This window comes from Aeromonas sp. S15(2024), from assembly GCF_041402265.1.
In the GTDB taxonomy this organism is placed as follows: Bacteria; Pseudomonadota; Gammaproteobacteria; order Enterobacterales; family Aeromonadaceae; genus Aeromonas; species Aeromonas dhakensis.
Map to the genome: position 1 here is coordinate 371,651 of NZ_JBGLQY010000001.1, position 22,963 is coordinate 394,613.

Annotated in this window: 17 protein-coding genes and 1 riboswitch; of the genes, 7 read left to right on the plus strand and 10 right to left on the minus strand. The window is 63.5% G+C overall.

Translation table 11 applies throughout. The features are described 5' to 3' along the window. Positions 1–30: 30 nt before the first annotated feature. The 3 genes from ACB033_RS01755 to ACB033_RS01765 are packed head-to-tail and all read right to left on the minus strand — an operon-like array spanning position 31 to position 3,897. On the minus strand, positions 31–2,004 hold the full coding sequence (locus tag ACB033_RS01755; RefSeq protein WP_139725073.1) for a DUF3488 and transglutaminase-like domain-containing protein: 1,974 nt from the start codon (positions 2,002–2,004) through the stop codon (positions 31–33). Further along, on the minus strand, positions 1,991–2,977 hold the full coding sequence (locus tag ACB033_RS01760; RefSeq protein WP_139725074.1) for a DUF58 domain-containing protein: 987 nt from the start codon (positions 2,975–2,977) through the stop codon (positions 1,991–1,993). Before ACB033_RS01760 ends, ACB033_RS01755 begins: the two co-directional genes overlap by 14 nt. Continuing rightward, the gene (locus tag ACB033_RS01765; protein ID WP_139725075.1) at positions 2,977–3,897 is read right to left on the minus strand and encodes a MoxR family ATPase; all 921 of its coding nucleotides are present in this window, start codon (positions 3,895–3,897) and stop codon (positions 2,977–2,979) included. Before ACB033_RS01765 ends, ACB033_RS01760 begins: the two co-directional genes overlap by 1 nt. 192 nt (positions 3,898–4,089) lie before the next feature. Between ACB033_RS01765 and blaAQU the strand changes: the two genes are divergently transcribed. Then, positions 4,090–5,232: an AQU family class C beta-lactamase gene (gene blaAQU, locus ACB033_RS01770; RefSeq protein ID WP_139725076.1), complete on the plus strand. Its 1,143-nt coding sequence runs from the start codon at positions 4,090–4,092 to the stop codon at positions 5,230–5,232. 555 nt (positions 5,233–5,787) lie between these two features. Beyond that, positions 5,788–7,290 (plus strand): dipeptide/tripeptide permease DtpB, encoded by a 1,503-nt coding sequence (gene dtpB, locus ACB033_RS01775; protein ID WP_005303329.1) that lies wholly within the window; start codon positions 5,788–5,790, stop codon positions 7,288–7,290. Positions 7,291–7,335: 45 nt separating this feature from the next. On the opposite strand, the gene ruvX is transcribed toward dtpB, so the two are convergent. Both ruvX and ACB033_RS01785 read right to left on the minus strand, forming a co-directional pair. Next, positions 7,336–7,758, minus strand: a complete 423-nt coding sequence (gene ruvX, locus ACB033_RS01780) for a Holliday junction resolvase RuvX (RefSeq protein WP_005303327.1) — start codon at positions 7,756–7,758, stop codon at positions 7,336–7,338. A 46-nt stretch (positions 7,759–7,804) separates the two neighbouring features. Further along, the gene (locus tag ACB033_RS01785) at positions 7,805–8,359 is read right to left on the minus strand and encodes a YqgE/AlgH family protein (protein ID WP_005303325.1); all 555 of its coding nucleotides are present in this window, start codon (positions 8,357–8,359) and stop codon (positions 7,805–7,807) included. Positions 8,360–8,477: 118 nt separating this feature from the next. Between ACB033_RS01785 and ACB033_RS01790 the strand changes: the two genes are divergently transcribed. Beyond that, on the plus strand, positions 8,478–10,103 hold the full coding sequence (locus ACB033_RS01790) for a methyl-accepting chemotaxis protein (protein ID WP_139725077.1): 1,626 nt from the start codon (positions 8,478–8,480) through the stop codon (positions 10,101–10,103). A 1,130-nt stretch (positions 10,104–11,233) separates the two neighbouring features. Here the strand turns inward: ACB033_RS01790 and ACB033_RS01795 are convergent. Further along, a complete protein-coding gene (locus ACB033_RS01795; protein WP_139432108.1) occupies positions 11,234–12,385 on the minus strand; it encodes a type III PLP-dependent enzyme in 1,152 nt (383 codons plus the stop codon). Between the two features lie 507 nt (positions 12,386–12,892). Next, a riboswitch (glycine riboswitch) is annotated at positions 12,893–13,003 on the plus strand. 249 nt (positions 13,004–13,252) lie between these two features. On the opposite strand from ACB033_RS01795, the gene ACB033_RS01800 reads away from it, so the two are divergent. Continuing rightward, entirely contained in the window at positions 13,253–14,629 is a 1,377-nt protein-coding gene (locus tag ACB033_RS01800) for a sodium:alanine symporter family protein (RefSeq protein WP_054545330.1), read from the plus strand. Between the two features lie 109 nt (positions 14,630–14,738). Here ACB033_RS01800 and ACB033_RS01805 read toward each other — a convergent pair whose 3' ends face one another. After that, positions 14,739–15,440 (minus strand): protein ligase, encoded by a 702-nt coding sequence (locus ACB033_RS01805; RefSeq protein ID WP_139725078.1) that lies wholly within the window; start codon positions 15,438–15,440, stop codon positions 14,739–14,741. A 99-nt stretch (positions 15,441–15,539) separates the two neighbouring features. Then, entirely contained in the window at positions 15,540–16,937 is a 1,398-nt protein-coding gene (locus ACB033_RS01810; protein ID WP_017765758.1) for a nucleobase:cation symporter-2 family protein, read from the minus strand. A 243-nt stretch (positions 16,938–17,180) separates the two neighbouring features. Here ACB033_RS01810 and ACB033_RS01815 point away from each other — a divergent pair, with 243 nt between their 5' ends. Then, complete coding sequence (locus tag ACB033_RS01815) at positions 17,181–18,320, plus strand: diguanylate cyclase (RefSeq protein ID WP_371140298.1); 1,140 nt, start codon at positions 17,181–17,183, stop codon at positions 18,318–18,320. A gap of 34 nt (positions 18,321–18,354) precedes the next feature. On the opposite strand, the gene ACB033_RS01820 is transcribed toward ACB033_RS01815, so the two are convergent. Further along, a complete protein-coding gene (locus ACB033_RS01820; RefSeq protein WP_005298586.1) occupies positions 18,355–18,603 on the minus strand; it encodes a YciN family protein in 249 nt (82 codons plus the stop codon). A 139-nt stretch (positions 18,604–18,742) separates the two neighbouring features. Beyond that, positions 18,743–20,122 (minus strand): MATE family efflux transporter, encoded by a 1,380-nt coding sequence (locus tag ACB033_RS01825; RefSeq protein ID WP_054545327.1) that lies wholly within the window; start codon positions 20,120–20,122, stop codon positions 18,743–18,745. 120 nt (positions 20,123–20,242) lie between these two features. On the opposite strand from ACB033_RS01825, the gene ACB033_RS01830 reads away from it, so the two are divergent. Together ACB033_RS01830 and ACB033_RS01835 are read left to right on the plus strand one after the other, a co-directional pair. Beyond that, the gene (locus ACB033_RS01830) at positions 20,243–21,100 is read left to right on the plus strand and encodes an AraC family transcriptional regulator (RefSeq protein ID WP_162518775.1); all 858 of its coding nucleotides are present in this window, start codon (positions 20,243–20,245) and stop codon (positions 21,098–21,100) included. Between the two features lie 68 nt (positions 21,101–21,168). Beyond that, a complete protein-coding gene (locus tag ACB033_RS01835; protein WP_017765762.1) occupies positions 21,169–22,863 on the plus strand; it encodes an NAD-dependent malic enzyme in 1,695 nt (564 codons plus the stop codon). The last annotated feature ends 100 nt before the right edge of the window (positions 22,864–22,963 follow it).

Sequence of the window (22,963 nt, forward strand, 5' to 3'; positions counted from 1 at the left end):
TGTGCAAGGTGTGTTGACGCTACACTGCCGTCAGCTGTTGGCATCCCAGCACCGGCAGATCTGACGTAGCCGGCGCCGCAGCTGGCGCAGGGTACGTTGGCGCTGCGTGGGTGACAGCGGGGCATAACGCCAGCGCCGGTAGAGCCAGGCCCCCTGTCGCAGCGGCCGCGCCAGCAAGGGTCTGAGATCGGCGAGGCGCTCGCACCAGCTGGCCACGCTCTCTCCGGCCAAGGGCTGCCAGCCGTGGCGGGCGGCGCGCCGGCGCAGGGGCTGCCATAGCCGCAGTCTCGCCGGGGTCGGGCCACGCCAGAGCAGCAGCCCGCCCACCAGAGCCGCCACCCCCGACAGGGCGGCCAGAATAAGCCAGTGGGTATGGCCTGAGAGCGCCGGCCAGCGTTGCCCCAGCTGTTGCCACAGGCTGGCCGCATCATAGTTGAGTACCCAGCGGGTCCATTGGTAATCGAGGTTGGCCCCCCACCAGCGCAGCTGGTTGAGCAGGACCCAGTTGCGATAGCGCTGCAAAGAGAGCGGGTCAGCAGCGGCGAACTCGCCGCCAAGGGCCGCCGGCATGCCCCCCTCGATGCGCTGGGGCGCCACCGCGGCGGTGGGATCGAGCCGCTGCCAGCGGTTCTGCTCATCCAGATATTCCACCCAGGCGTGGGCGTCGAACTGGTGCACCTCCAGATAGTTGCCCCTCGGATTCCACTCGCCGCCAAGGTAGCCGGTCACCAGCCGGGCGGGGATGCCGGCCGCCCGCAGCACGAAGGCGGTGGCCATGGCGTAGTGACCGCAAAAACCGCGCCGGCTCTCGAACAGAAAATCATCCACCCCGTCCTGTCCCAGCCGTGGCGGCTGCAGGGTGTAGTAGAAGTCGCCCTGACGAAACTCGCCCAGCAGGGCGGCGGCGAGCGCCTCCGGCGTCGGATGGCGGGCCTTGAGCATCAGGGCGTGGGCCCGCGCCTTGGGGTTGCCGGTGGCGGGCAACTGCAGGTTGAGCTGGCGGGTCGCCTGGCTGGCTGGTGGCGCCATGGCGGCCGTGCTGACCCGGTAGCTGACGCGGCCATCCCCCCGATCCTGGCGATAGAGGGTGGCGAGGGGGCTCAAGGTGACCGGGCCGCTCAGCACCTCGGGATCGGCCAGGGCCAGGGTCCAGCGGTGGCGCTGGGGCTCGGCGATCACCTGATAGCCGCCGGCAGGCAGCGGGGTGGTCGGGTTGGCCGCCGGCTGCGTCTGCACGGATTGGGACTGTTGCCAGCGGCGCACCTCATCGCTTAACAACCAGCGGCGGCCATCGAACAGCTCCTGGCGCATCAGCGGGAAGTAGCGCTCCTGCGGCAGGGGGGGCGCTGAGGCGAAGCTGATGCGAAAAGCCAGCTCGGAGGAGTTGACCAGCTCGCTGATGTCGCCGGGGGCCACCTCCTCCGAGAGGCCGGAGAGGGCGCGGTTGCTGCTTGGCATCTGCCAGAGCGGCGGTAGCCTTGGCAACAGCAGGAACAGGGTGAGCAGCAGGGGGGCGGCTAGCAGCAGGGTGACGCTGGCGTGCAGCCACAGCCGTCGGCCGAGGGGCTGCACCGCCGCCAGCAGGGTGGTGACTGCCAGCCAGAGCGCCCCCGCCATCGCCAGGGCCCACCCCATGCTTTGCCGTTGCACCAGTGCCAGCGCGACCAGAAAGAAGGCGAGCAGCAGCACCTGCTCCACATCCCGCTCCCGCCGTACCTCGATGAGCTTGAGGCCGTAGCCGAGCCAGAGCAGGTTGATGAGGGCCGGCAGGGTGCCGAGCTGGCGCCACTGCCAGCCCAGCAGCGCCACGCCCAGTATGGCCAGCAGTGCCAGCACGGCGGCGGGCGGCGGGCGCCAGCCCCGCCACAGCATCATGGCCCGCACGCCAAGGGCAAGCAGCGAGACTGCCATCACCCAGAGCTGCAGCTGGGGCCAGAGGGCTGGGATCAGCAGCAACTGCAGCAGGGCGAGCAGCGGCAGCAGGCGCCGGTTATCGAGCAGCATCGAGGTCTGTCTCCGGCATCGGCTCCCGGGCGTCGAAGCGGGCCAGTGCCAGTTGGCAGCGCTGCAAAAAGGCGGGGCCGCTGTCCGGCCCCAGCGTCCGGCCCGCCAGGGTCAGGCTGAAGGGAATGCCCCGTTTGGCATAGTCGCCACACCACCAGGCGAGCACCGCCAGCCTCGCTTCGAGATCCTGGCCGCCAACCCGGGAGAGGGAGAGGTGGGTATCATCCTGTCCCGGCTCGCAGAACTGCTTCACCAGCAGGCCGCGCCCCTGGGCGAGCTGTTTCCAGGCAACCCGGCTGAGCGGCTCCCCGCTCTGGTGGGCCCGCAGCATGTCGAAATCTCCCATCGAGGCCGGGGTGGGTTGTCCCCGGTTGCCCGCCGCGTCGGTCGCGGCCTCCCCGCGCAATGGGCCGTACGCCGGGGCCGGGGCGAGCCAGCCCTCCAGTTGCAAATCCAGCAGCGACCAGCAGCGAAACAGGCCGAGGGGGTAGCGGCTCTCCACCCGCAGCCTCTCCAGCGGCAGGCGCCCGCGCCGGGTACCTAGCACCGGCAGGAGCAGGGGTTGGGGCACCGCATCCACCTGCGCTAGCCAGAGCCGCCCTTCATTGAGGGAAAACTGCAGTGCCTGCAGCGGCCGTTCGCTGCGCACCGTGATGCGTATGGGCAAGGGGCTGCCCACCTCTCCCAGCACGGCAGGCCCCCCCAGCAGGGCCAGCCCCAGCAGGTTGCGGTGGGTGAGCCACATGGTGACCATGAACAGGCTGCCGAGGCCGTAGGCCAGCAGCAATACCAGGTTGTTCTGGTAGTTGGTGCCGAGCAGATAGATGGCCAGCATCACCAGTAGATAGCAGAGGCCGAGCCGGGTGGGCAGAATGAACAGACAGCGCCCCTGCAGGGTGAGCTGGCGCGCCGGCGGGATGCGCCTGGCCAGCCAGCCTTGCTGCCACCTGGCTCTGCGCTGGCGCCAGTTCATCAGGGGCGATCCGGATCGACCCGGGCCAGCAGGCGCTGGCTGAGCGGGCAGGCTTCACCGCGCTGCACCCCGAAGCTCCCCCTGAGCCTGTGCTCGGCCACGTAGGGGAAGACCGCCTGCACATCCTCCACGCTGACGAAGCGGCGGCCCGCCACCAGCGCCCAGGCCCGGCTCACCGCCAGCAGGGTCTGGGCGGCGCGGGGCGAGAGCGGCTGCGGCAGCTCGGCGTCGAAGCGGCTCTGCTGCACCAGTGCCAGCAGGTAGTCGAGGGTGGCATCGGCGAGGTGGATCTGCGCCGCCTCGGCCTGCAGGGCGGCAAGATCTGCGGCATCGAGCTGGCGTTCGAGGGGAGCGCTCTGACTGGCCCCACGCAGCAGCCGCCGCTCCGCATCCGGGGTCGGAAAGCCCAGAGATAGGCGCACCGCGAAGCGATCGAGCTGGGATTCCGGCAAGGGGTAGGTGCCCGATTGATCCGCCGGGTTCTGGGTAGCGATGACGAAGAAGGGGGAGGGGAGTGGGTGGCTCTGCCCCTCGATGCTCACCTTGCCCTCGGCCATGGCCTCCAGCAGGGCGCTCTGCACCTTGGGGCTGGCGCGGTTGATCTCGTCCGCCAGCAACACCTGGGCAAAGACGGGGCCGGGGTGAAAGCGAAACTGCTGCTGCTGGGGGTCAAAGATCTGCAGCCCCAGCAGGTCGGCCGGCAGCAGATCGGCGGTGAACTGTACCCGCCGGCAGTCGAGCCCCAGCACCTGCGCCAGGGCGTGGGCCAGGGTGGTCTTGCCCATGCCGGGCAGATCCTCGATCAGCAGGTGGCCGCGGGCCAGCAGGGTCACCAGGGCAATCTTGAGCTGCAGCGGCTTGCCCAGGATCACCTGCTCCAGCGCCGTCAGCAGCCGGGTTATCTGTGGTTGTGTCTGCACGGGTGCCTCCCCTCGGTGTCGTTGCCCCTACAGCTTAATACGCCAGTTCGGTGGCAAGAGGATAAGTTGCAGATAACCCATTGAATCCGGATGATTTGAGGCGCGACTTCACACAGACTTCACCTGTGCTCATGTTCGCCACATATTGGCCCGCTATGCTGGCGGCTTTCCAACCTCACGAGATCTATCGTCATGAAGCAAACCTCACCCTTGTCGTTGCTGGCGCTGAGCGCCCTGCTGCTGTCGCCCCTCACCCAGGCCGCTCCCGCCGATCCGCTGGTCGGGGTAGTGGATGACGTCATTCGTCCGCTGGTGAAAGAGCACAGGATCCCGGGCATGGCGGTCGCCGTGCTGAAGGGGGGGCAGGCCCACTACTTCAACTACGGGGTTGCCGAGCTGGCAACGGGGAAGAAGGTCAGCGAGCAGACCCTGTTCGAGATTGGCTCGGTCAGCAAGACCCTGACCGCGACTCTGGGGGCCTACGCCGTGGTCAAGGGGAGCATTGGGCTGGATGACAAGGTGAGCCGGCACGCTCCCTGGCTCAAGGGCTCCGCCTTTGATGGCATTACCATGGCCGAGCTTGCCACTTACAGTGCCGGGGGTCTGCCGCTGCAATTCCCCGACGAGGTGGAATCGCTCAAGCAGATGCAGACTTACTATCGCCAGTGGACGCCGGCCTATCAGCCAGGCAGCCATCGCCAGTACTCCAACCCCAGTATCGGCCTGTTCGGCTATCTGGCGGCGAGCAGTCTGCAGCAGCCGTTTGCCCAGTTGATGGAGCAGACCCTGCTGCCAGGGCTCGGCCTGCATCACACCTATATCAATGTGCCGAAGCAGGCGATGGCGAACTACGCCTATGGCTATTCGAAAGAGGACAAGCCCATCAGGGTCAATCCCGGCATGCTGGCCGATGAGGCCTACGGCATCAAGACCAGCTCGGCGGATCTGCTCGCCTTCGTGAAGGCCAACATCAACGGGGTGGATGACAAGGGGTTGCAGCAGGCCATCGCTTTGACCCACCAGGGGCACTACTCGGTAGGCGGGATGACCCAGGGACTGGGCTGGGAGAGTTACCCCTATCCGGTCAGCGAGCAGGCGCTGCTGGCAGGCAACTCGGCCCAGGTGATCATGAAGGCCAATCCGACGACGGCCGCGCCGAAGGAGATGGGGAGCCAGCGGCTCTTCAACAAGACCGGCTCGACCAACGGCTTTGGCGCCTATGTGGCCTTCGTGCCGGCCAAGGGAGTGGGCATCGTCATGCTGGCCAACCGCAACTACCCCATCCAGGAGAGGGTAAAGGCGGCCCACGCCATCCTGAGCAAGCTGGCTCCCTGAGTCGGCACTGGCCGCGGGTCACGGCGCCATTTGCCGCGACCCACCTGTTCTGAAAAACGCCGGGCTTTGCCCGGCGTTGTCATCTGGTCTGGGGGCAGCAGTAAAATAAAGACCCGTTTGAGATTAACAAAACTAATCCCGCCATATTAGAAAACTTCACTAATAGCATAGTTACAAGTGTGATCTGCGGCTTACTTACTTCATATGTAGTTAATTATCATAAATAGTGATGATTGCTCGATGTTTTAACGTTATGCGGTGAATGCCGGGCCATCTTGACTGGAAGCGAGTCGCGGCAGGAGAGGAAGGCCCGTTCGATCCCCCATTTTTGGTTGCCCGCCGATATTCGGTCTGCCGCCAGCAAGGGATCGATGACCCGAGCAGGGAGGTTCATGGCATGGCGAAAACCATCGCCCCTCAGCATCACCCCATCCGGGCCAGCCGGCCTGTTCCCCCCTTCGTCTGCATCGCGGCAGCAAGCTTGCGACCCCTGGCCAACCCGGCTGCGGGGCCGCTCACATGAATAAGAAAATACATACAGACAGGTAGGTTAGCATGCGTCCATCCACCCCGACCGGGTTGTTGCAACAACCAAAACCCTTTTTCATGATCTTCTTCGTCGAGCTATGGGAGCGCTTCGGCTATTACGGCGTCCAGGGTCTGCTGGCGGTGTTCTTCGTCCAGCAGCTGGGCTTTTCCCAGGAGCAGTCCTTCATCACCTTCGGTGCCTTCTCGGCGCTGGTGTACGGCCTCATCTCGGTGGGCGGTTACGTGGGTGACCATATTCTGGGGACCAAGCGTACCATGGTGCTGGGGGCCATCGTACTGGTCATCGGCTACTTCATGACCGGCATGTCCATCTACAACCCCGACCTCATCTTCTATGCACTGGGCACCATCGCCGTCGGCAACTGCCTGTTCAAGGCCAACCCCGCCAGCCTGCTCGCCAAGTGCTACGAGCCCGGTGATCCCCGGCTGGATGGCGCCTTCACCCTGTTCTACATGTCGATCAACGTCGGCTCACTCATCTCCCTGTCGCTGGCTCCCGTGGTGGCCGATCACTACGGCTACACAGTGACCTACAACCTGTGCGGGGTCGGCCTGGTGATAGCCCTGCTCACCTTCTTCGCCTGCCGCCGCATGGTCAAGGGAATAGGCTCGGCCCCCGACCACCTGCCGCTCGACTACGGCAAGCTGCTGCTGGTGCTGCTGGGCTCGGTCGCTCTGGTCTTCTTCTGCGCCTGGCTGATGCACCACGTGGTGATCGCCAACATGGTGCTGATGACGGTGACCCTGGCCGTGGTGGTCTTCTTCTTTCGCGAGGCGTTCAAGCTCGACAGCGTCGGGCGCAACAAGATGTACGTGGCCTTCGTGCTGATGCTGGAGGCGGTGGTGTTCTACGTGCTCTATGCCCAGATGCCGACCTCGCTCAACTTCTTTGCCATCAACAACATGCACCATGAAATGCTGGGGGTGACCGTCAACCCGGTCAGCTTCCAGGCGCTCAACCCCTTCTGGGTGGTGCTGGGCAGCCCGGTGCTGGCGATGATCTATACCCGGCTGGGCAGCCAGGGGCGGGATCTCACCATGCCGCTCAAGTTCACCCTGGGCATGCTGTTCTGCTCCCTCGGTTTTCTCACCGCGGCGGCGTCCGGCATCTGGTTTGCCGATGCGCAGGGGCTCACCTCACCCTGGTTCATGGTGCTCATCTATCTGTTCCAGAGTCTGGGGGAGTTGATGATCAGCGCCCTGGGGCTGGCCATGGTGGCGGCGCTGGTGCCGCAGCGGCTGATGGGCTTCATCCTCGGCATGTGGTTCCTGACCCAGGCGATGGCCTCCCTGCTCGGGGGCTATGTGGCGACCTTTACCGCGGTGCCGCAGGGGGTGACGGATCCGCTGCAGACCCTGCCCATCTACACGGACGTGTTCGGCAAGATTGGTCTGGTGACTCTGCTGGTGGCGGGGGTGATGGGGCTGATGGTGCCCTGGCTCAACCGCATGATGCAGGCCGGTGAGCGCCATGGCGAGGAGGAGGAACTGTCGCAGGCCAAGGCCTGAGAGGGGCAGAAGGGGTGAGGCGCACGAGCGCCTCACCCCGGCAGATCAGTCGTATTGCTCTTCCATCCAGGCTTCCAGGATGAGCTGGGCGGAGACGCCATCCACGCTCCCCTTCTCCAGCGCCCGATAGCCACCCTGTTCGAACAGGCGGGCGCGGGCATCGGTAGTGGTGAGCCGCTCGTCCTTGAACTCCACCTGCTTGCCGAAGCGGCCGTGCAGGCGGTTGCCGAACTTGCGGGCGCGCACCGTGATCTCCTGCTCGGTGCCGTCCATGTTGAGCGGCAGACCCACCACCAGCAGGTCCGGTTGCCACTCCTTGAGCAGCTTGTCTATCTCGTCCCAGTTGGGGATGCCGTCGTTGGCCTTGAGGGCGCGCAGCGGGCGGGCCGTGCCGGTGAGCTCCTGACCGATGGCGACCCCTATGCTCTTGGTGCCGTAGTCAAAGCCCATGATACTGCGTGATGACATTGGGTAATTTCCTCAGAATGCGTCGCAAATTGCACAGCAGATTGCATCAGCCGTGGCCGATGTCGCTGGATAGGTGAACGGGATTGACCCCGATGCTGGCGGCGGCGCGTTGCCAGCGCTGGTGGATGGGGGTCTTGAACACCAGATCCGGATTGGGGGGGATCACCAGCCAGGCGCCGTCCACCAGCTCCTGTTCCAGTTGCCCCGCGCTCCAGCCGGCGTAACCGAGCGCCACCAGCCAGTGCGCCGGTGCCTCCTCGGTACCCAGGGTCTCCAGTATGTCCTTGGAGGTGGTGACCATCAGCTCGTCCCCCACCTGCAGGGTGGAGTTGAAACCGGGGCGGAAGCTGTGCAGCACGAAGCCGCGATCGGCGTGAACCGGCCCCCCCTGCAGCACCGGCTGCTTGAGTTCCGGGTTGGCGGGCGGTGCCAGCTTGAGCTGATCCAGCATGGTCTCCAGCGACATGTCCACCGGAATATTGACCACCAGCCCCATGGCGCCCTCTTCGTTGTGTTCGCACAGATAGACCAGCGAGCGCTCGAAATAGGGGTCGGTGAGGCTCGGCATGGCGAGCAGGAAGTGATTTTGCAGTGTTTGCATTTGGGCCAAATATTGCAAAGGTATTTGCAGTCAATTATGGCAGCTCGCTTCGTCTGGCAAAACCGCTTTTTGGGCGGCTGGCTCAGACCAGTCAATCTGTTTCAGTGGAGAGAAAGCCATGGAAGGTATTTCAATCAGGCAGAAGTTGATCCTGGGCTGTGTTGTTCCCCTGCTGGCGCTGTTGCTGCTGGTCATAGGAGCAACCCAGGCGATGTCCCGGCTGATGACCGGCATCAACGCCATGTATCAGGGGGAGGTGGTCCAGCTCAAGGAGCTCAAGCAGATCGCCGATCTCTATGCGGTCAAGGTGATCGATGCCGCCAACAAGGCCAACGTCGGGGGCTTCGAGCCGGCTCGCTCCAAGGCCGACATGAGCGCCGCCCAGCAGGAGATCGCCACCATCTGGCGCCAGTATCGCAGCCATGACATGAGTGACGAGGAGCGCAGGCGGGCGGACAAGGTGGAGGCGCTGTTTGCCGCCGCCAACCGGGAGATAGAAAAGGTGATGGGGCTGCTGGACGGTTCGCCGGGCGAACACAACGCGGCGCTCGCCGCCGCCATCATGCCGCTCTATCAGGTGATCGACCCGGTCAGCGATGCGGTGAGCGATCAGGTGGCGTTCCAGCTGCAGGAGGCGGAAGAGAACGTGGCCGAGCTCAACCAGCTCAGGCAGCAGCTGACCCAGCTGTTTGTCGCGCTGTTTGTGGTGGTGGGGGGCAGCGTCCTGTTCATCGGGATCTGGGCCGGGCGCAGCGTCAGCCAGCCGCTGGCGGCCATGGGGCAGATCCTGCGCGGCATGCAGACGGATCTCGACTTGAGCCGGCTGGCCCCCGTGCTGCGCAAGGATGAGATGGGCAGTCTGGCGCACTCCCTCAACGAGGTGATCCGCCATTTTCGCGGCCTCATCGCCCAAATCAACGAGACCGCCGAGCAGCTTGCCAGGGCCTCGGCCCAGCTGGCCCATATCGGGGTCGAGAGCCGCCAGCGGTTTGCCCAGCAGCAGGCGGAGACGGATCAGACCGCGACCGCCATGAACCAGATGAGCAGCACGGTAGCCGAGGTGGCCAACAGCTCCAACCAGGCGGCCGATGCGGCCCGTCATGCCGACGACAGCGCGCGGCACGGCCATCAGATAGTGGAGGATGCCATTGCGCGCATGTCACACCTCTCCTCCCAGATCCAGAACACGGCGGCCATGATCACCCAGCTGGCAGATGACAGCCGGGACATCGGCAGCGTGATGGACGCCATTCGCGGCATCGCCGAGCAGACCAACCTGCTGGCACTCAACGCCGCCATCGAGGCGGCGCGGGCAGGGGATCAGGGGCGTGGCTTTGCGGTGGTGGCCGATGAGGTGCGCACCCTGGCCCAGCGTACCCAGCGCTCCACCGAAGAGATCGGCAAGACCATCGTCAAGTTGCAGCAGGGGGCCAATCAGGCGGCCAGCAGCATGGAGCAGGGGCTGGAGCAGGTGGAGGAGTCCAACCGTACCGTGCTGGCCTGTGGTCAGGCGCTCGGCGAGATCGTCAGCTCGGTCAACGTAATAAACGAGATGAATACCCAGATTGCCACGGCGGCGGAGGAGCAGAGCAAGGTGGCCGAGGAGATCACCCGCAACGTGGTCAACATCGCCCATATCGCGACCGAATCGACCGGGGCGGCCACCCAGCTCAACCAGAACTGTCACGAGCTGGAGCAGCTGTCGGGGGATCTCAAGGAGAAAGTGGGGCAATTCCGCTGCTGAGGGTATGCAGCTGGGGGATGACGGTCCGATCCGTGGGGGCTGAATGGATAATGATGCTTCCCGACCCTGCGGCAGATGGGATAGGCCTGTTCTGAAAGAGGGTTATACATTCTCGACTTGCTTCTCGTTACTCAGAATCTCGGATGTACCGCATCGGGGGTTCTGTATTTCAATACATAATGTGATAGCTCCAAATGGTATATATCCGCTGCCTCACGTCCCGTCTCACTCGCTTTCGCCAGATCCTGTGGGCTTCTCAGTAGCAATTTTCATTTCAGAATCCCGTTCACCTGTCCAGCCAATGTATTCGGTAACAGTTATAGCCATCTGTTATCGAGCTCCGCCCCGTGCCGCTCATGCAAAGACAGATACAAGCCCGAGCAACACGATACTTCGAGGCCGCGTTGCGGATGAGTTCCCCGTCATCACGCCATTTGATTGATTCCTATTTGAGAACCATAGCCGCCAGGGTGGTCGGCTCCGGCCTTACCTTGCACAAGCTGGGGGGACAGTAAAATAGAAGGATGAAGCTGTGGGGGAATATCTCATCATTAATAGAATCAACAGGCAGGGCTCGACTAATATCCCAAACAGCCTGTCTATCCCAACTATCAGCACGGTATCGTCTTAACCATTCAACGGATAATGCATCTTCCGGGTTATGGCGCTTACTTGTGGCTGTCGCAGCAAAACCCCAACACCTAAAACTTCTGTGTGTGAAGGAGGTCGGCGACCCGATTGCACTTGTAATAAGCCCGACGGTTTATCCCCAGAAACAGGCAAGCCTGTTGACTTGTCGAGTCGCTTTTTACAAGATGCACTGGGTGGTTTCTTTTGAGTGCTTTGACGACGACCTCAAAAAACTGGGCTTTCTGGATTAAGAGTACAAATTGTTGCTCGAGTTCCTTAATACGCTGTTCGGGTATATGGTTGCTGGGATTAGTCATGGTAGTTCTTCTAGCTGTGAGCAGAGAAACTCCCTGGCTCCAATCCTACCAACCATGTCAAACACAGTCATACCAGACGGTCGAGTTACCTTGCATGCAATAACAGACTTGCACTGGTTTTAACCGGATAATGCCACGAAAGAGTGGAAACTGCGGCTTCCACTCTTTGCATTCGGCCTGTTGTCAGGCCACGGCAACCATCTTCTGTCCTTTCTGGCAGCTGTCCAGAATGAGGATGTTTGCCTTGGGGAAGAAGTTGAAGGTGGAGGCCGATGCCCAGGTGTAGGCCCCCATCACCCGGCCCACCACCAGCTCGCCGATGGCCAGATCAGGCAGCATGATGCCGTCGCGGATCACATCCACGCTGTCGCAGGTCGGGCCGGAGAGCACAGAGTTGTGCAGCTCGCCGCGAGCCAGCGGGGTGCTCACCGGGTAGGTGACGTGGTCATAGAGCTGGCCGTTGTAGCTGCCGTAGAGACCGTCATCCAGGTAGTACCAGATCTTGTCGCCGCGATGGGCCTTGCCCATCACGCTGGATACCGAGGTCATGGCCGGCGCGCTGATGAAGCGGCCCGGCTCGGCAATCTTCTGCACGGTAGCCGGCAGCTTGGCTAGCGCCTCGCGGATCGGCGCGCAGAAGCCGTCGATGTCGAACTCGCCGCCCTCATAATCCACCGGGAAGCCGCCGCCGATGTCCAGTACCCAGGGCTTGAGGCCGAGCTCCCAGGCCTGCTCCATGATCTCGCGGCAGGCGTCGATGGCCTGTACGTGGCGACGGGCATGGGGCACCTGGGAGCCGACGTGGAACGACAGTCCCATCACCTTGATCCCCTTGGCATGGGCCAGCTGCAGCAGCGGCAGCGCCTGCTCCGGAGTGCAGCCGAACTTCTTGGAAAGGTCGACCTTGGTCTCGGGATTGGGGAAGCTCACCCGCAGCAGCAGTTTCACCTCGTCCTTGTAAGGCAGGAACTTCTCCAGCTCCAGCGGGTTGTCGTAGACAAACACGGTGCAGCCGTACTCCAGCGCATAGCGGATATCGCTGTCGCGCTTGATGGGATGGGTATGAATGCAGCGCCCCGGGCGGACACCCTGACTGCGCACCAGATCCACTTCGCCATTGGTGGCCAGATCGAAACAGGCCCCCTCTTCCTTCAAGACAGAGACCACTGCCTCGTGGGGCAGGGGTTTGAGTGCATAGTGCAATCGTACATCGGGCAGGGCGGCGGCCAGGGCCCGATACTGTTTGCGGACGGCTGCCTTGTCGAGCAGCAGCAGGGGGGAGCCGAATTGTTCAACCAGCTGACGGTAATCTTGTGCAACCAGGGTCTCGTTCATTCTCTTTTGGTCATCCTTAGGGGGCGTGATATGCCCAAGCCATATGCGATTGAACCGGCGACGGCCGGGTCAGGCGAGCGGTCCGGTGGGACCAACCAGGCACACTGCATAACTTCCTTGCGAAGTGCTTAGTTATGCGCGGGATTATCGGCTTATTGCGTTTGTGCGCAACCTTTTTGATTGGATATGTCGGCAAGTTTTTCTGGTCGAGACGAAAGACCATCTTGATATGGCCCATGTTTTGACCAGCGAGCGGCAGGCTGTGCAGGCAACCTTGCCTAACGTATTGATAGTTAACGAACAAATAACATTCGGCCTCAGCCTGGCCGGGATCGAAAAAATCGGCGACGAGTGGGCGCGAGTGGAAGACAGCTCACACTTTTTGGATTACCATGCCCGCTTCCTAATCCAAACTAGTTCGGATGAAGGTAGCAGGAGAGCGATGGGCAACCATCCACCGAAGAAGTGAATCTTTCAGGTACCGGGCAACCGGTGTGGACTGCTACTGGACGATACTCTGGAGAGACCCGTTGAATCGGGCGCCGAAGGAGCAAGGCACCGTGATTGCATCGCAATCTGGCGCCGGAAACTCTCAGGCAAAAGGACAGAGGGGATGGGATGGTTGTACCTGAGCTTGGAACTGTTCACGGTCTGTAACGAGAGGTCGTCAGCAAGGTAAAGAGCAGCGCAGGAACCGGAGTGTATGTGAATACATGAGGCTTTCGAGCAGCGCATGAGCCTTGATCACGGCCTCGCAGCAAGAGTGTGAACACGTTTTTGGCCCGCATCCGATCGCCTCTGGGGATCGCGACACCTATGGGAAGATCATCCTTCTCCTCCTTAATTTCTGTTTCTTAAGGAGGATGCATGTCATCAATTCAATCGGCGCTCGCCGCCATCGATAGCTTTATCTGGGGGCCACCCCTGCTGATCCTGCTGGTCGGGACCGGCGTCTACCTCACTCTGCGTCTGGGTCTGCTTCAGATCGTGCGTTTGCCGCTCGCCCTGCGTCTGGTCTTTGGCCGCGATCAGGGTCAGGGCAAGCAGGGGGATGTTTCCAGCTTTGGCGCGCTCTGCACCGCCCTCTCCGCCACCATAGGCACCGGCAACATCGTCGGGGTCGCCACCGCCATCAAGCTGGGCGGCCCGGGCGCCCTGTTCTGGATGTGGATGGCCGCCCTGTTCGGCATGGCCACCAAGTACGCCGAGTGCCTGCTGGCGGTCAAATATCGCCAGCAGGACGCCAACGGCCAGATGGCGGGCGGCCCCATGTACTATCTGGAGAAGGGGCTCGGCTCCAAGCTGCTCGCCAAACTGTTCGCCCTGTTTGGCATCGGCGTCGCCTTCTTCGGCATCGGCACCTTCCCCCAGGTCAACGCCATCAGTGACGCCATGAGCCTCTCCTTCTCGGTGCCCCGTGAAGTGACCGCCGTGCTGCTGACCCTGATCGTGGCACTGGTGACCCTGGGGGGGATCAAGTCCATCTCCAGCGTGTCGAGCAAGGTGGTGCCCTTCATGGCCATCTTCTACATCGTTGCCTGCCTCGGCGTGCTGGTGAGCAACGCCGCCGCCCTGCCGGATGCAGTGGCGCTGGTGCTGCAGAGCGCCTTCACCGGCCATGCGGCCACCGGCGGCTTCGTCGGTGCCGGCATCATGCTGGCGATCCAGTCCGGGGTGGCGCGCGGGGTTTTCTCCAACGAGTCGGGACTGGGTTCTGCCCCCATCGCGGCGGCGGCGGCCAAGACCGATTCCTGCGTGGAGCAGGGGCTGGTCTCCATGACCGGCACCTTCATCGACACCATCATCATCTGCACCATGACCGGCCTGACCCTGGTGGTGACCGGGGTGTGGAGCGGCGATGCGAGCGGCGCGGCCATGACCAGTCTGGCCTTCGCCCAGGGGCTCGATGCCCATGTCGGCCAGTATCTGGTGAGCATAGGCCTGCTGTTCTTCGCTTTTACCACCATCCTTGGCTGGAACTACTACGGCGAGCGTTGCACCGAGTACCTGTTCGGGGTGAAGGCGATCAAGCCCTACCGCCTGGTCTACCTGGTGCTGGTGGCGTGCGGCGCCTTCCTGCATCTGGACATGATTTGGCTCTTGGCCGACATCGTCAACGGCCTGATGGCGGTGCCCAACCTCATCGGCCTTATCGGCCTGCGCCACGTGGTGATTGCCGAGACCCGCGCTTACTTCAGCCGGGACAGCGATACGGAGTCCGAGCCCGAGCCACAGACGGCCTGATGCCACGACACTGCATTCAAACGAAAAGCCACGACCCGGGTCGTGGCTTTTTCTATGGGTGCTTTTATGAGGGAAGTAGGCTGCTGCAGCCTAGCTGCAGGGCCTGTGCTCACTCCTTGCTCAGCAGCGCGGTGAGCCGGGCTTTCACCCTCTCTACCAGCTCGCCATCGCGCCCTTGCCAATCGATGGCTTGTGCGATGGTGGTGGAGGTGCCCGGCAGAAAGCGCAGCTCGCCACCCGCCAGCTCGTAGAAGCGGCTCGCCATCCGGGTGCCTTCGTCCACGTCGCCGGCCACCAGCAGCATGGCCTGGGCCAGCACAGCGCCGTGGTGATCCTGACCCGGCGCCAGCCAGCGCTGGGCGGTGCCGGTCACCTTGCGACCCCCGATCACCAGATTGTACTGGCCGTCGCAAAACGAGCCGGGCACGAAGTCATAGCTGCCTGCGAGACCGTATTCCCCCAGCAGGGCGAGCAGCGGTGCCCCTAGCAGCCGGTAGTAGTGAGCGAGATCCGTGGTGGTGCGAGGCAGCATGAGCGACAGATTGAGGATGCCGGCGCCGTGGGGCACGGCGGTGCCGCCGCTGTCGCGCACATGCACGGGCCAGCCCTCGGCGGCAAGCTGCTCGCAGGCGGCCTGGTAGCGGGGCAAGCGGGTGTCCTTGCGGGTGACGATAAGGCTCTGGGGCGCCTGCCAGAGGTGGGCGAGGGGCTGGCGGTCATGGGCACACTCTCGCAGCCAGCGCTGCTCCTCGGCCAGGATCTGATCCGGGGTGTGGTTGCTGGGCAGAGGGGGAAGCAGGGTATAGGGCATGAAAGGCATCCTGAGCAGAGGCTGCCAAGCACACTACCCGTGGCGGCTGGCAAGGTAAAGCCCCGCATGGCGGGGCTTTGGTGCAAGGATGGCGGAGTGTCAGGCCTGTGCGGCGGCGCGCTTGGGCAGCAGCAGATTCATGATGATGGCGGTGAGGCCGCCGGTGGCGACACCGTAGGAGAGCACGCTCTTGGCCAGATCCGGCAGGTGCTGCAGCACTTCCGGCACCTGTGCCACCCCGAGGCCCATGGCCAGCGACACCGCCAGGATCATCAGGGCGCGGCGGTCGAGCTCCTCGCGGGAGATGATGCGCACGCCGGCGGCGGCGATGGTGCCGAACATGACGATGGTAGCGCCGCCCAGCACGGGTTCGGGGATCTGCTGCACCAGGCTCGCCACCGCCGGGAACAGGCCGAGCAGGGCCAGCATGGCGGCGATGAAGAGACCGACGTGGCGGCTGGCCACCCCGGTCAGCTGGATGACGCCGTTGTTCTGGGCGAAGGTGGACATGGGAAAGGTGGAGAAGACCGCCGCCAGCATGGAGTTGGCGCCATCGGCCAGCACGCCTCCCTTGATCCGCTCCATGTAGACAGGTCCTTCCAGCGGCTCGCCGGAGATGTCGGAGGTGGCGGTCATGTCGCCGATGGCCTCGAGCGCCGTCACCACGAAGATGATGGCGAGCGGCACGAACAGCTGCCAGTCAAAGCCGAGCCCGTAGTGCAGCGGAACAGGCACCATCAGCAGCGGGCCGTCGAAGGTGGGGGCGTTGACCTTGCCCAGCAGCAGCGCCACCGCATAGCCCACCAGCATGGCGATCATGATGGCGGAGAGGCGCAGCCAGGGGTTGCGGCTGCGCTGCAGCAGCACGATGAGGCCGAGCACCAGCAGGGAGAGGAAGAGGTTGGTGTGGCTGGCGAAGCTGCCGTCCGACAGGGCGCCGTAGCCGCCACCCATGCTGATGAGGCCCACCTTGATGAGGGTCAGGCCGATGAGCAGCACGACGATGCCGGTCACCAGCGGGGTGATGATCCGTTTGACCAGGTGCAGGAAGCGGCTCATCACCACGATGGTGAGGGCGGCCGCCAGCATGGTGCCGAACAGGGTGCCCAGCAGATCCTCGGTGGGCATGGCCGCCTGTTTGAGGGCGAGACCGGAGGCGATGATGGGGCCGAGGAAGTTGAAGCTGGTGCCCTGCACCGAGAGCAGGCCGGAACCGAGGGGGCCGAAGCGGCGGGTCTGGATGAAGGAGGCGATGCCGGACATGACCAGCGACATGGAGACGATATAGCGGGTGTCGGCGGCAGGGAGGCCGAGGGCGTTGGCGATGATGAGGGGCGGGGTGATGATGGCGACAAACATGGCGAGCATATGCTGCAGGGCGGCGAACAGGGTCTGGGGCAGGGGTGGGACATCCTCTATGCCGTAGACCAGTTCGCTGTGGGCTCGTCTGGGTGGATGGGCCTCTCGGGTTGCGCGTACGGCGGCAGCCTGTTCCATAAATACCTCGAATGTGTGGGGGGGGGAGAAAATTGGGCGCTATTTTAGTGATTGAGAACGGGCTGACCAGCGCTAATTCGGCTGGAAACGGGTTTATTTTTCCATGGGTTGAAACGTTTGCGCGTGGCGATTATGATCCGCCGGTTTGTGTGACGGCGCTCGCCCGTAAATGGCCCGGGTTGCATAGGATTTTGCCGCCGCACGGCGTAGAATGAGGCCTCTGTTGCGATTTGGAGGCTCTGGATGCTGAAGCTGTCGGAGTTCTGGAGTGCCCGTGCCCACTCCGAAGATTTTACCCTGACCCGCATGGGCTTTATGACGGTGCGTCTTCGGCTGCTCACCTGTCTGCTGATGGTGGGCCTGCCCGCCTGGGCGGTGGTGGACTGGCTGACCTTGCCTGCCGCCCAGTTCGATGAACTGTTTCAGGCCCGGATCTTCTGCCTGCTCGCCCTCTCCCCGCTCATCCCCTTCTCCTACCTCATCCATTTCAAACGCGAACGCATGAAGCTGGCGCTTGGCTACCTGATGGCGGTGATGATGCTCTTCTCCCTCATCTGCCTGCACAGCTTCGGCGCGGCTCAGGAGCTGCAGGCGGGCTACATGGCCTTCCCCTACCTGCTCATCAGTCTGTTCGCCATCTTCCCCATTCCGCTCTCCCTCGGCCTGCAGCTGGCGGGGGGCATTCTGGTCACCATGCTGGCCGGCAACTGGCTGCTGGTGGGGCAGCCGCTCTGGAGCGTGCAGACCCTCAACCAGATCTGGCTGCTGGGGCTGTTTGCCCTGGCCAGCAGCTGGGTGCAGTGCGGCCAGCTCAACATGCTGCTGCAGCTCTATCGGGAGTCCACCACCGACGAGCTGACCGGCATGATGAACCGCCGCCTGCTGATGAAGCAGCTGGAGAAGGCGAGGATGAACATGGTGCGCAAGCAGGTGCCGTTCGCTGTGCTGCTGCTGGATCTGGATCGCTTCAAGCGCATCAACGACACCTTCGGCCATCTGGCGGGGGATGCGGTGCTCAAGGAGGTGGCGGCGACCCTGGCGGAGCAGCTGGAGCCCGGCATGGTGCTGGGCCGCTACGGCGGCGAGGAGTTTGCCATTCTGCTGCCCGACTGCGCCGAGCTGGCCCAGGCCAAGCGGGTGGCCGAGCGGCTGCGGGTGGCGGTGGAGGCGCGGCTGGTGAAGAGCCCCACCTCCGATGAACTGCTGGAGGTGACGGTGAGTATCGGCCTGACCCTGGCCCTGCGTGGCGAGGGGGTCGAAGACCTGCTCAACCGGGCCGACGAGTGTCTCTACATGGCCAAGATGGCCGGGCGCAACTGCGTGGTGGGGGAGCCGGGTGGCAAGCCGGCGGCGCTCGCCGCCATACAGACAGATGCCGCCTGAGGGCGGCATCTTGCTTGAGCGGGGTTGAGCGGGCTCAGCCCAGCTGGTACTTGCCGGAGAGCTGCTGGGCCAGCAGCTTGAACATGTTGAACACCGCCATGGTCTTGCCGGTCGGGGTGCCATCTTCGGCCAGGAAGAACTCCCCCTTGAACACCAGGATCTCCCCCTTCTGCTCCACCGAATCGGCACGCATGCCGTGGATGAAGTCTTCGTGTTCCTTGATGATCTTGTTGGCCATCTCCAGCAGGGCAGTCTCGGTGATCAGCTCTTTTTGTGGTTGCATGCTCGTCTCCTTAAACGACTACTGGGCAGGGGGCATAAGGGTCGGCCCTGCCTCTGATTGAAGAGGGGGCCAGCATACTGCAAACGGGGATTTTCTGTCATTGATATGACCCCGCATTTTCCCGCTTTGCTCTCTTCCCTTATCCCAGCACCAGATTGCGCAGCCAGCGGCGCTGGCGGATGCGGCGCTGCACCAGCAGCATCTTGCTGAGCTCCTCCAGCAGGATCACCGCCACCACCCAGGAGAGGGACCAGCCGAGCAGGTTGACCGCCCCCCAGGCGAGCGGCAGGCCGATGCACCACATGCCGACGATGTCGATGAAGATGCTGTAGTTGACGTCCCCGCCTGAGCGCAGCACCCCGACGATGCCCACCATGTTGAACACCTTGAGCAGCATCCCCAGACACAGGATGGCGAGCACCTGGCCGGCCTCTGTCATCAGCTCGCCCGGCAGGTTGCCGACCCACTGCAGCAGGTGGGTCTGCAGCAGCCAGACCGCGATCCCTACCAGCAGGGCACCGATGGGGGCAAGCAGCAGGAAGAGCTGGGAGTGCTGCCAGGCGACCTCGTACTCCTCCGCCCCGAGCCGGTGGCCGAGCAAGGTGGAGCAGGCCACCGCCAACCCGAAGAAGAGGGAGATGAGGATGCTCTCCAGCGTGCCGAGGGTAGTCATGATGGCCAGCGAGTCGGTGCCAAGGTGGGCGTAAAGAAAGCCGTAGAGCAGCATGCCGAAGGCCCAGAGCCCGTCATGGAACAGGAGCGGCAGGGCGATCAGGGTGAAGCGCACCACCTCCTTGCGCTTGAAGGCGGCCAGCCAGTCTTGCTTACGCGGGATCAGGCGGGGTTCGATGCGCCACACATAGCACAGCAGCAGTGCAGTCTGCAGCAGCCGCGAAATCGTGGTACCCCATGCCGAGCCGGCCACCCCCATCGCCTCGAAGCCGAAATGACCGAAGATGAGGGCGTAGTTGAGGATGACGTTGGCGATGATGGCGATGATGCCGATGCGGGTGGGGGCGGCGGCATTGCCGACCGAGCGCAGCGCCGACTCCAGCGGCACCACCACGGCGGTGCAGAGGATGGTGGCGCCGGTGATCATCAAAAACTCGTCCGCCAGCTCGCGCAGCGCGGGCTCCTGGCTGGCAAAGCCGAGCACGCTGCCAGGTGAGAGCAGGTAGACGAGGGCAAACGGCAGGCTCACCGCCAGGGCGCCCACCAGCGCCAGCGCCAGCGAGCGGCGCACCCCGGCCATCTCGCCGCGACCGTAATATTGTGCCGCCAATACCGAGACCCCGCCCGAGAGCCCCGCTATCACCAGCAGATTGAAGAAGAAGACCCGGTTACCCAAGCCGACCGCCGCCACAGCCGTGGTGCCAAGCTGGCTCACCATCATGATGTCGATGAGACCGAGCAGGGAGAACATCATGGATTGCAGCGAGACCGGCAGGGCCAGCCGCCACAATCGGGTCATGAACTCACGATCGGTGGTTTGTTTTAAAATCGCTTGCCAATAATTCATTTATGTTAACCGGGTAGCTAAAAAGCAAGGTTTGTCATGGGTATGATAGGGGGAGTGGCGGGTGGCTTCACTGTGAGCCTCTCTCGGCTTTCTTGTGCAAAACTATCCTGTTGAGGTGCTATGCCGTTTGTCAGCGAGTGTCTGGAAATCGCCCCGGCTTGCGAGGAGCGGATGCTGGGGCGAGAAGGGCTGCCACTGCTCGGCGAGGCGGGCATCTTCCTGACCGGGCTCTCGCACATCCGCGATCACTACCTGATCCGCCGTAACCGGCCTGAGTTCCACATCCTGATGGTGAGCCACGACGAGGGGGGCGCCCTGCTCACCGATGACGGCGAGCGGCCCATCCCGGCCGGTTCGCTCATCTTCTTGCCGGCGGCAGTGCCGGGCGGCCTCAAGCTGGTGGGGGCGCAGTGGCGCACCAGCTGGATCCTGCTGGATGACGTGCCGCGCTGGCAGCACCTGCACCGGCTCGGTCACCGCATCTGGCAGGGGGAGGAGGGGGAGCCGCTCTATCATCTGCTTAGCCTGATGCAGGGGGAGGGGGTGCGTTCACCGCTGCAGCCCCAGCTGCTGAGCCTGCTGCTGGCGCTCCTGGAGCGTACCCTGCAGGGGGAGGTGCGCGGCACCCCCGAGCTCCGGTTACAGGCGTTGTTTCGACGGGTGGAGGCACGCCTCGACGAGCCCTGGAGCGTGGCCTTGCTGGCCGACCAGATGGCCTGCTCGGTGCCCCACCTGCACCGGCTCTGCCGGCAGGTGTTCGGCATGAGCCCCATGGCCTGGCTAACCGAGCTTCGTATGAACAAGGCGCGCCAGCTGCTGCTCTATACCAACTGGCCGCTGGGCGAGCTGGCCGGCCGGGTCGGTTACAGCGACGGCGCCAACTTTGCCAACCGCTTTCGCCGGCTCACTGGTCTGACCCCTGGCGCCTTTCGTCGCCTAGGTCGCAAACCTTTTGCAACGGATGTGCAAACTCTTTGAAATTAACGGCGCAAGCCCATAGGATCGGCGAACTCCTTCGTCCAGGTCATCGTTTAGGTACCCGATCCATGTTTGAAGATAATAACCAGAAACGTCCCCTCTACATTCCCTATGCCGGTCCGGCCCTGCTGGAGACCCCGCTGCTCAACAAGGGCAGTGCCTTCACCAGCGAAGAGCGCAGCAACTTCAACCTTGAAGGCCTGCTGCCCCAGAATATCGAGACCATCGAAGAGCAGGCCGAGCGGGCCTACCGTCAGTTCATGGCGTTCGGCAACGACATGGACAAGCACATCTACCTGCGCAACATCCAGGACACCAACGAGACGCTGTTCTACCGGCTGCTGACCAACCACCTGACCGAGATGCTGCCGGTCATCTACACCCCGACCGTCGGCAAGGCGTGCGAGGAGTTCTCCAACATCTATCGCCGCGCCCGTGGCCTGTTCATCTCCTATCCGGACAAGGACAGGATCGATGACATGCTGCAAAACGCCACCAAGCAGAACGTCAAGGTGATCGTGGTCACCGACGGTGAGCGGATCCTGGGCCTCGGCGATCAGGGCATCGGCGGCATGGGCATTCCCATCGGCAAGCTGTCGCTCTACACCGCCTGCGGTGGCATCTCGCCAGCCTACTGCCTGCCGGTGGTGCTGGACGTGGGTACCAACAACCAGCAGCTGCTGAACGACCCCTTCTACATGGGCTGGCGCAATCCGCGCATCTCGGGCGAAGAGTATGCCGAGTTCGTCGACGCCTTCATTCAGGCGGTCAAGCGCCGCTGGCCCGATATCCTGCTGCAGTTCGAGGATTTCGCCCAGAACAACGCCATGCCGCTGCTCAATCGCTACAAGAACGAGCTCTGCTGCTTCAACGACGACATTCAGGGCACCGCCGCCGTGACCCTCGGCAGCCTTATCGCCGCCTGCAAGGCCTCCGGTGCCAAGCTCTCCGAGAAGCGGGTCGCCTTCCTCGGCGCGGGCAGCGCCGGTTGCGGCATCGCCGAGCAGATAGTGGCGCAGATGAAAGCCGAGGGGCTGACCGATGCCCAGGCGCGCAGCCGGGTCTTCATGGTGGACAGATTCGGCCTCATCACCGACAAGATCCCCAACCAGCTCGACTTCCAACGCCGTCTCTCCCAGCCGGTGGAACGGATCGCCGACTGGCCGGTGGGGGACAACATCTCATTGCTGGAGGTGATGGAGCACGGTCGCCCTGACATCCTGATCGGGGTCTCCGGCCAGCCGGGGCTGTTCACCGAAGAGGTGGTCAAGACCATGCACAAGCACTGTGCCCGCCCCATCATCTTCCCGCTCTCCAACCCCACCTCCCGGGTGGAAGCCACCCCGGCCGACCTCATCCGCTGGACCGATGGTCAGGCGCTGGTGGCCACCGGTAGCCCGTTTGCACCGGTGGAGTACAAGGGCAAGCGCTACGTCATCGCCCAGTGCAACAACTCCTTCATCTTCCCGGGGATAGGCCTTGGCGTCATCGCCGCCGGTGCCACCCGGGTGACCGACGCCATGCTGATGTCGGCCAGCCGCGCGCTGGCAGAGTGTTCACCGCTGGTGAAGGGGGAGGAGGGCTCCTTGCTGCCGGATCTGGCGGACATTCATGAGGTTTCCCGCTACATCGCCAAGATGGTGGCCAAGACCGCCATGCTGCAGGGCAAGGCAGTGCAGACCCCGGACGAGGTGATCGATCAGGCCATCGAGGCGAACTTCTGGCGCCCAGAGTACCGTCGCTATCGCCGCACTTCCTTCTGATCCTGCGCAAAGGAGCAAAGCAAAAGGGATGCCTCGGCATCCCTTTTTTGTGCATGGCGTGGCGGGCTCGCTGGCCGGCGCGCTGTCATCTGCACCTGGT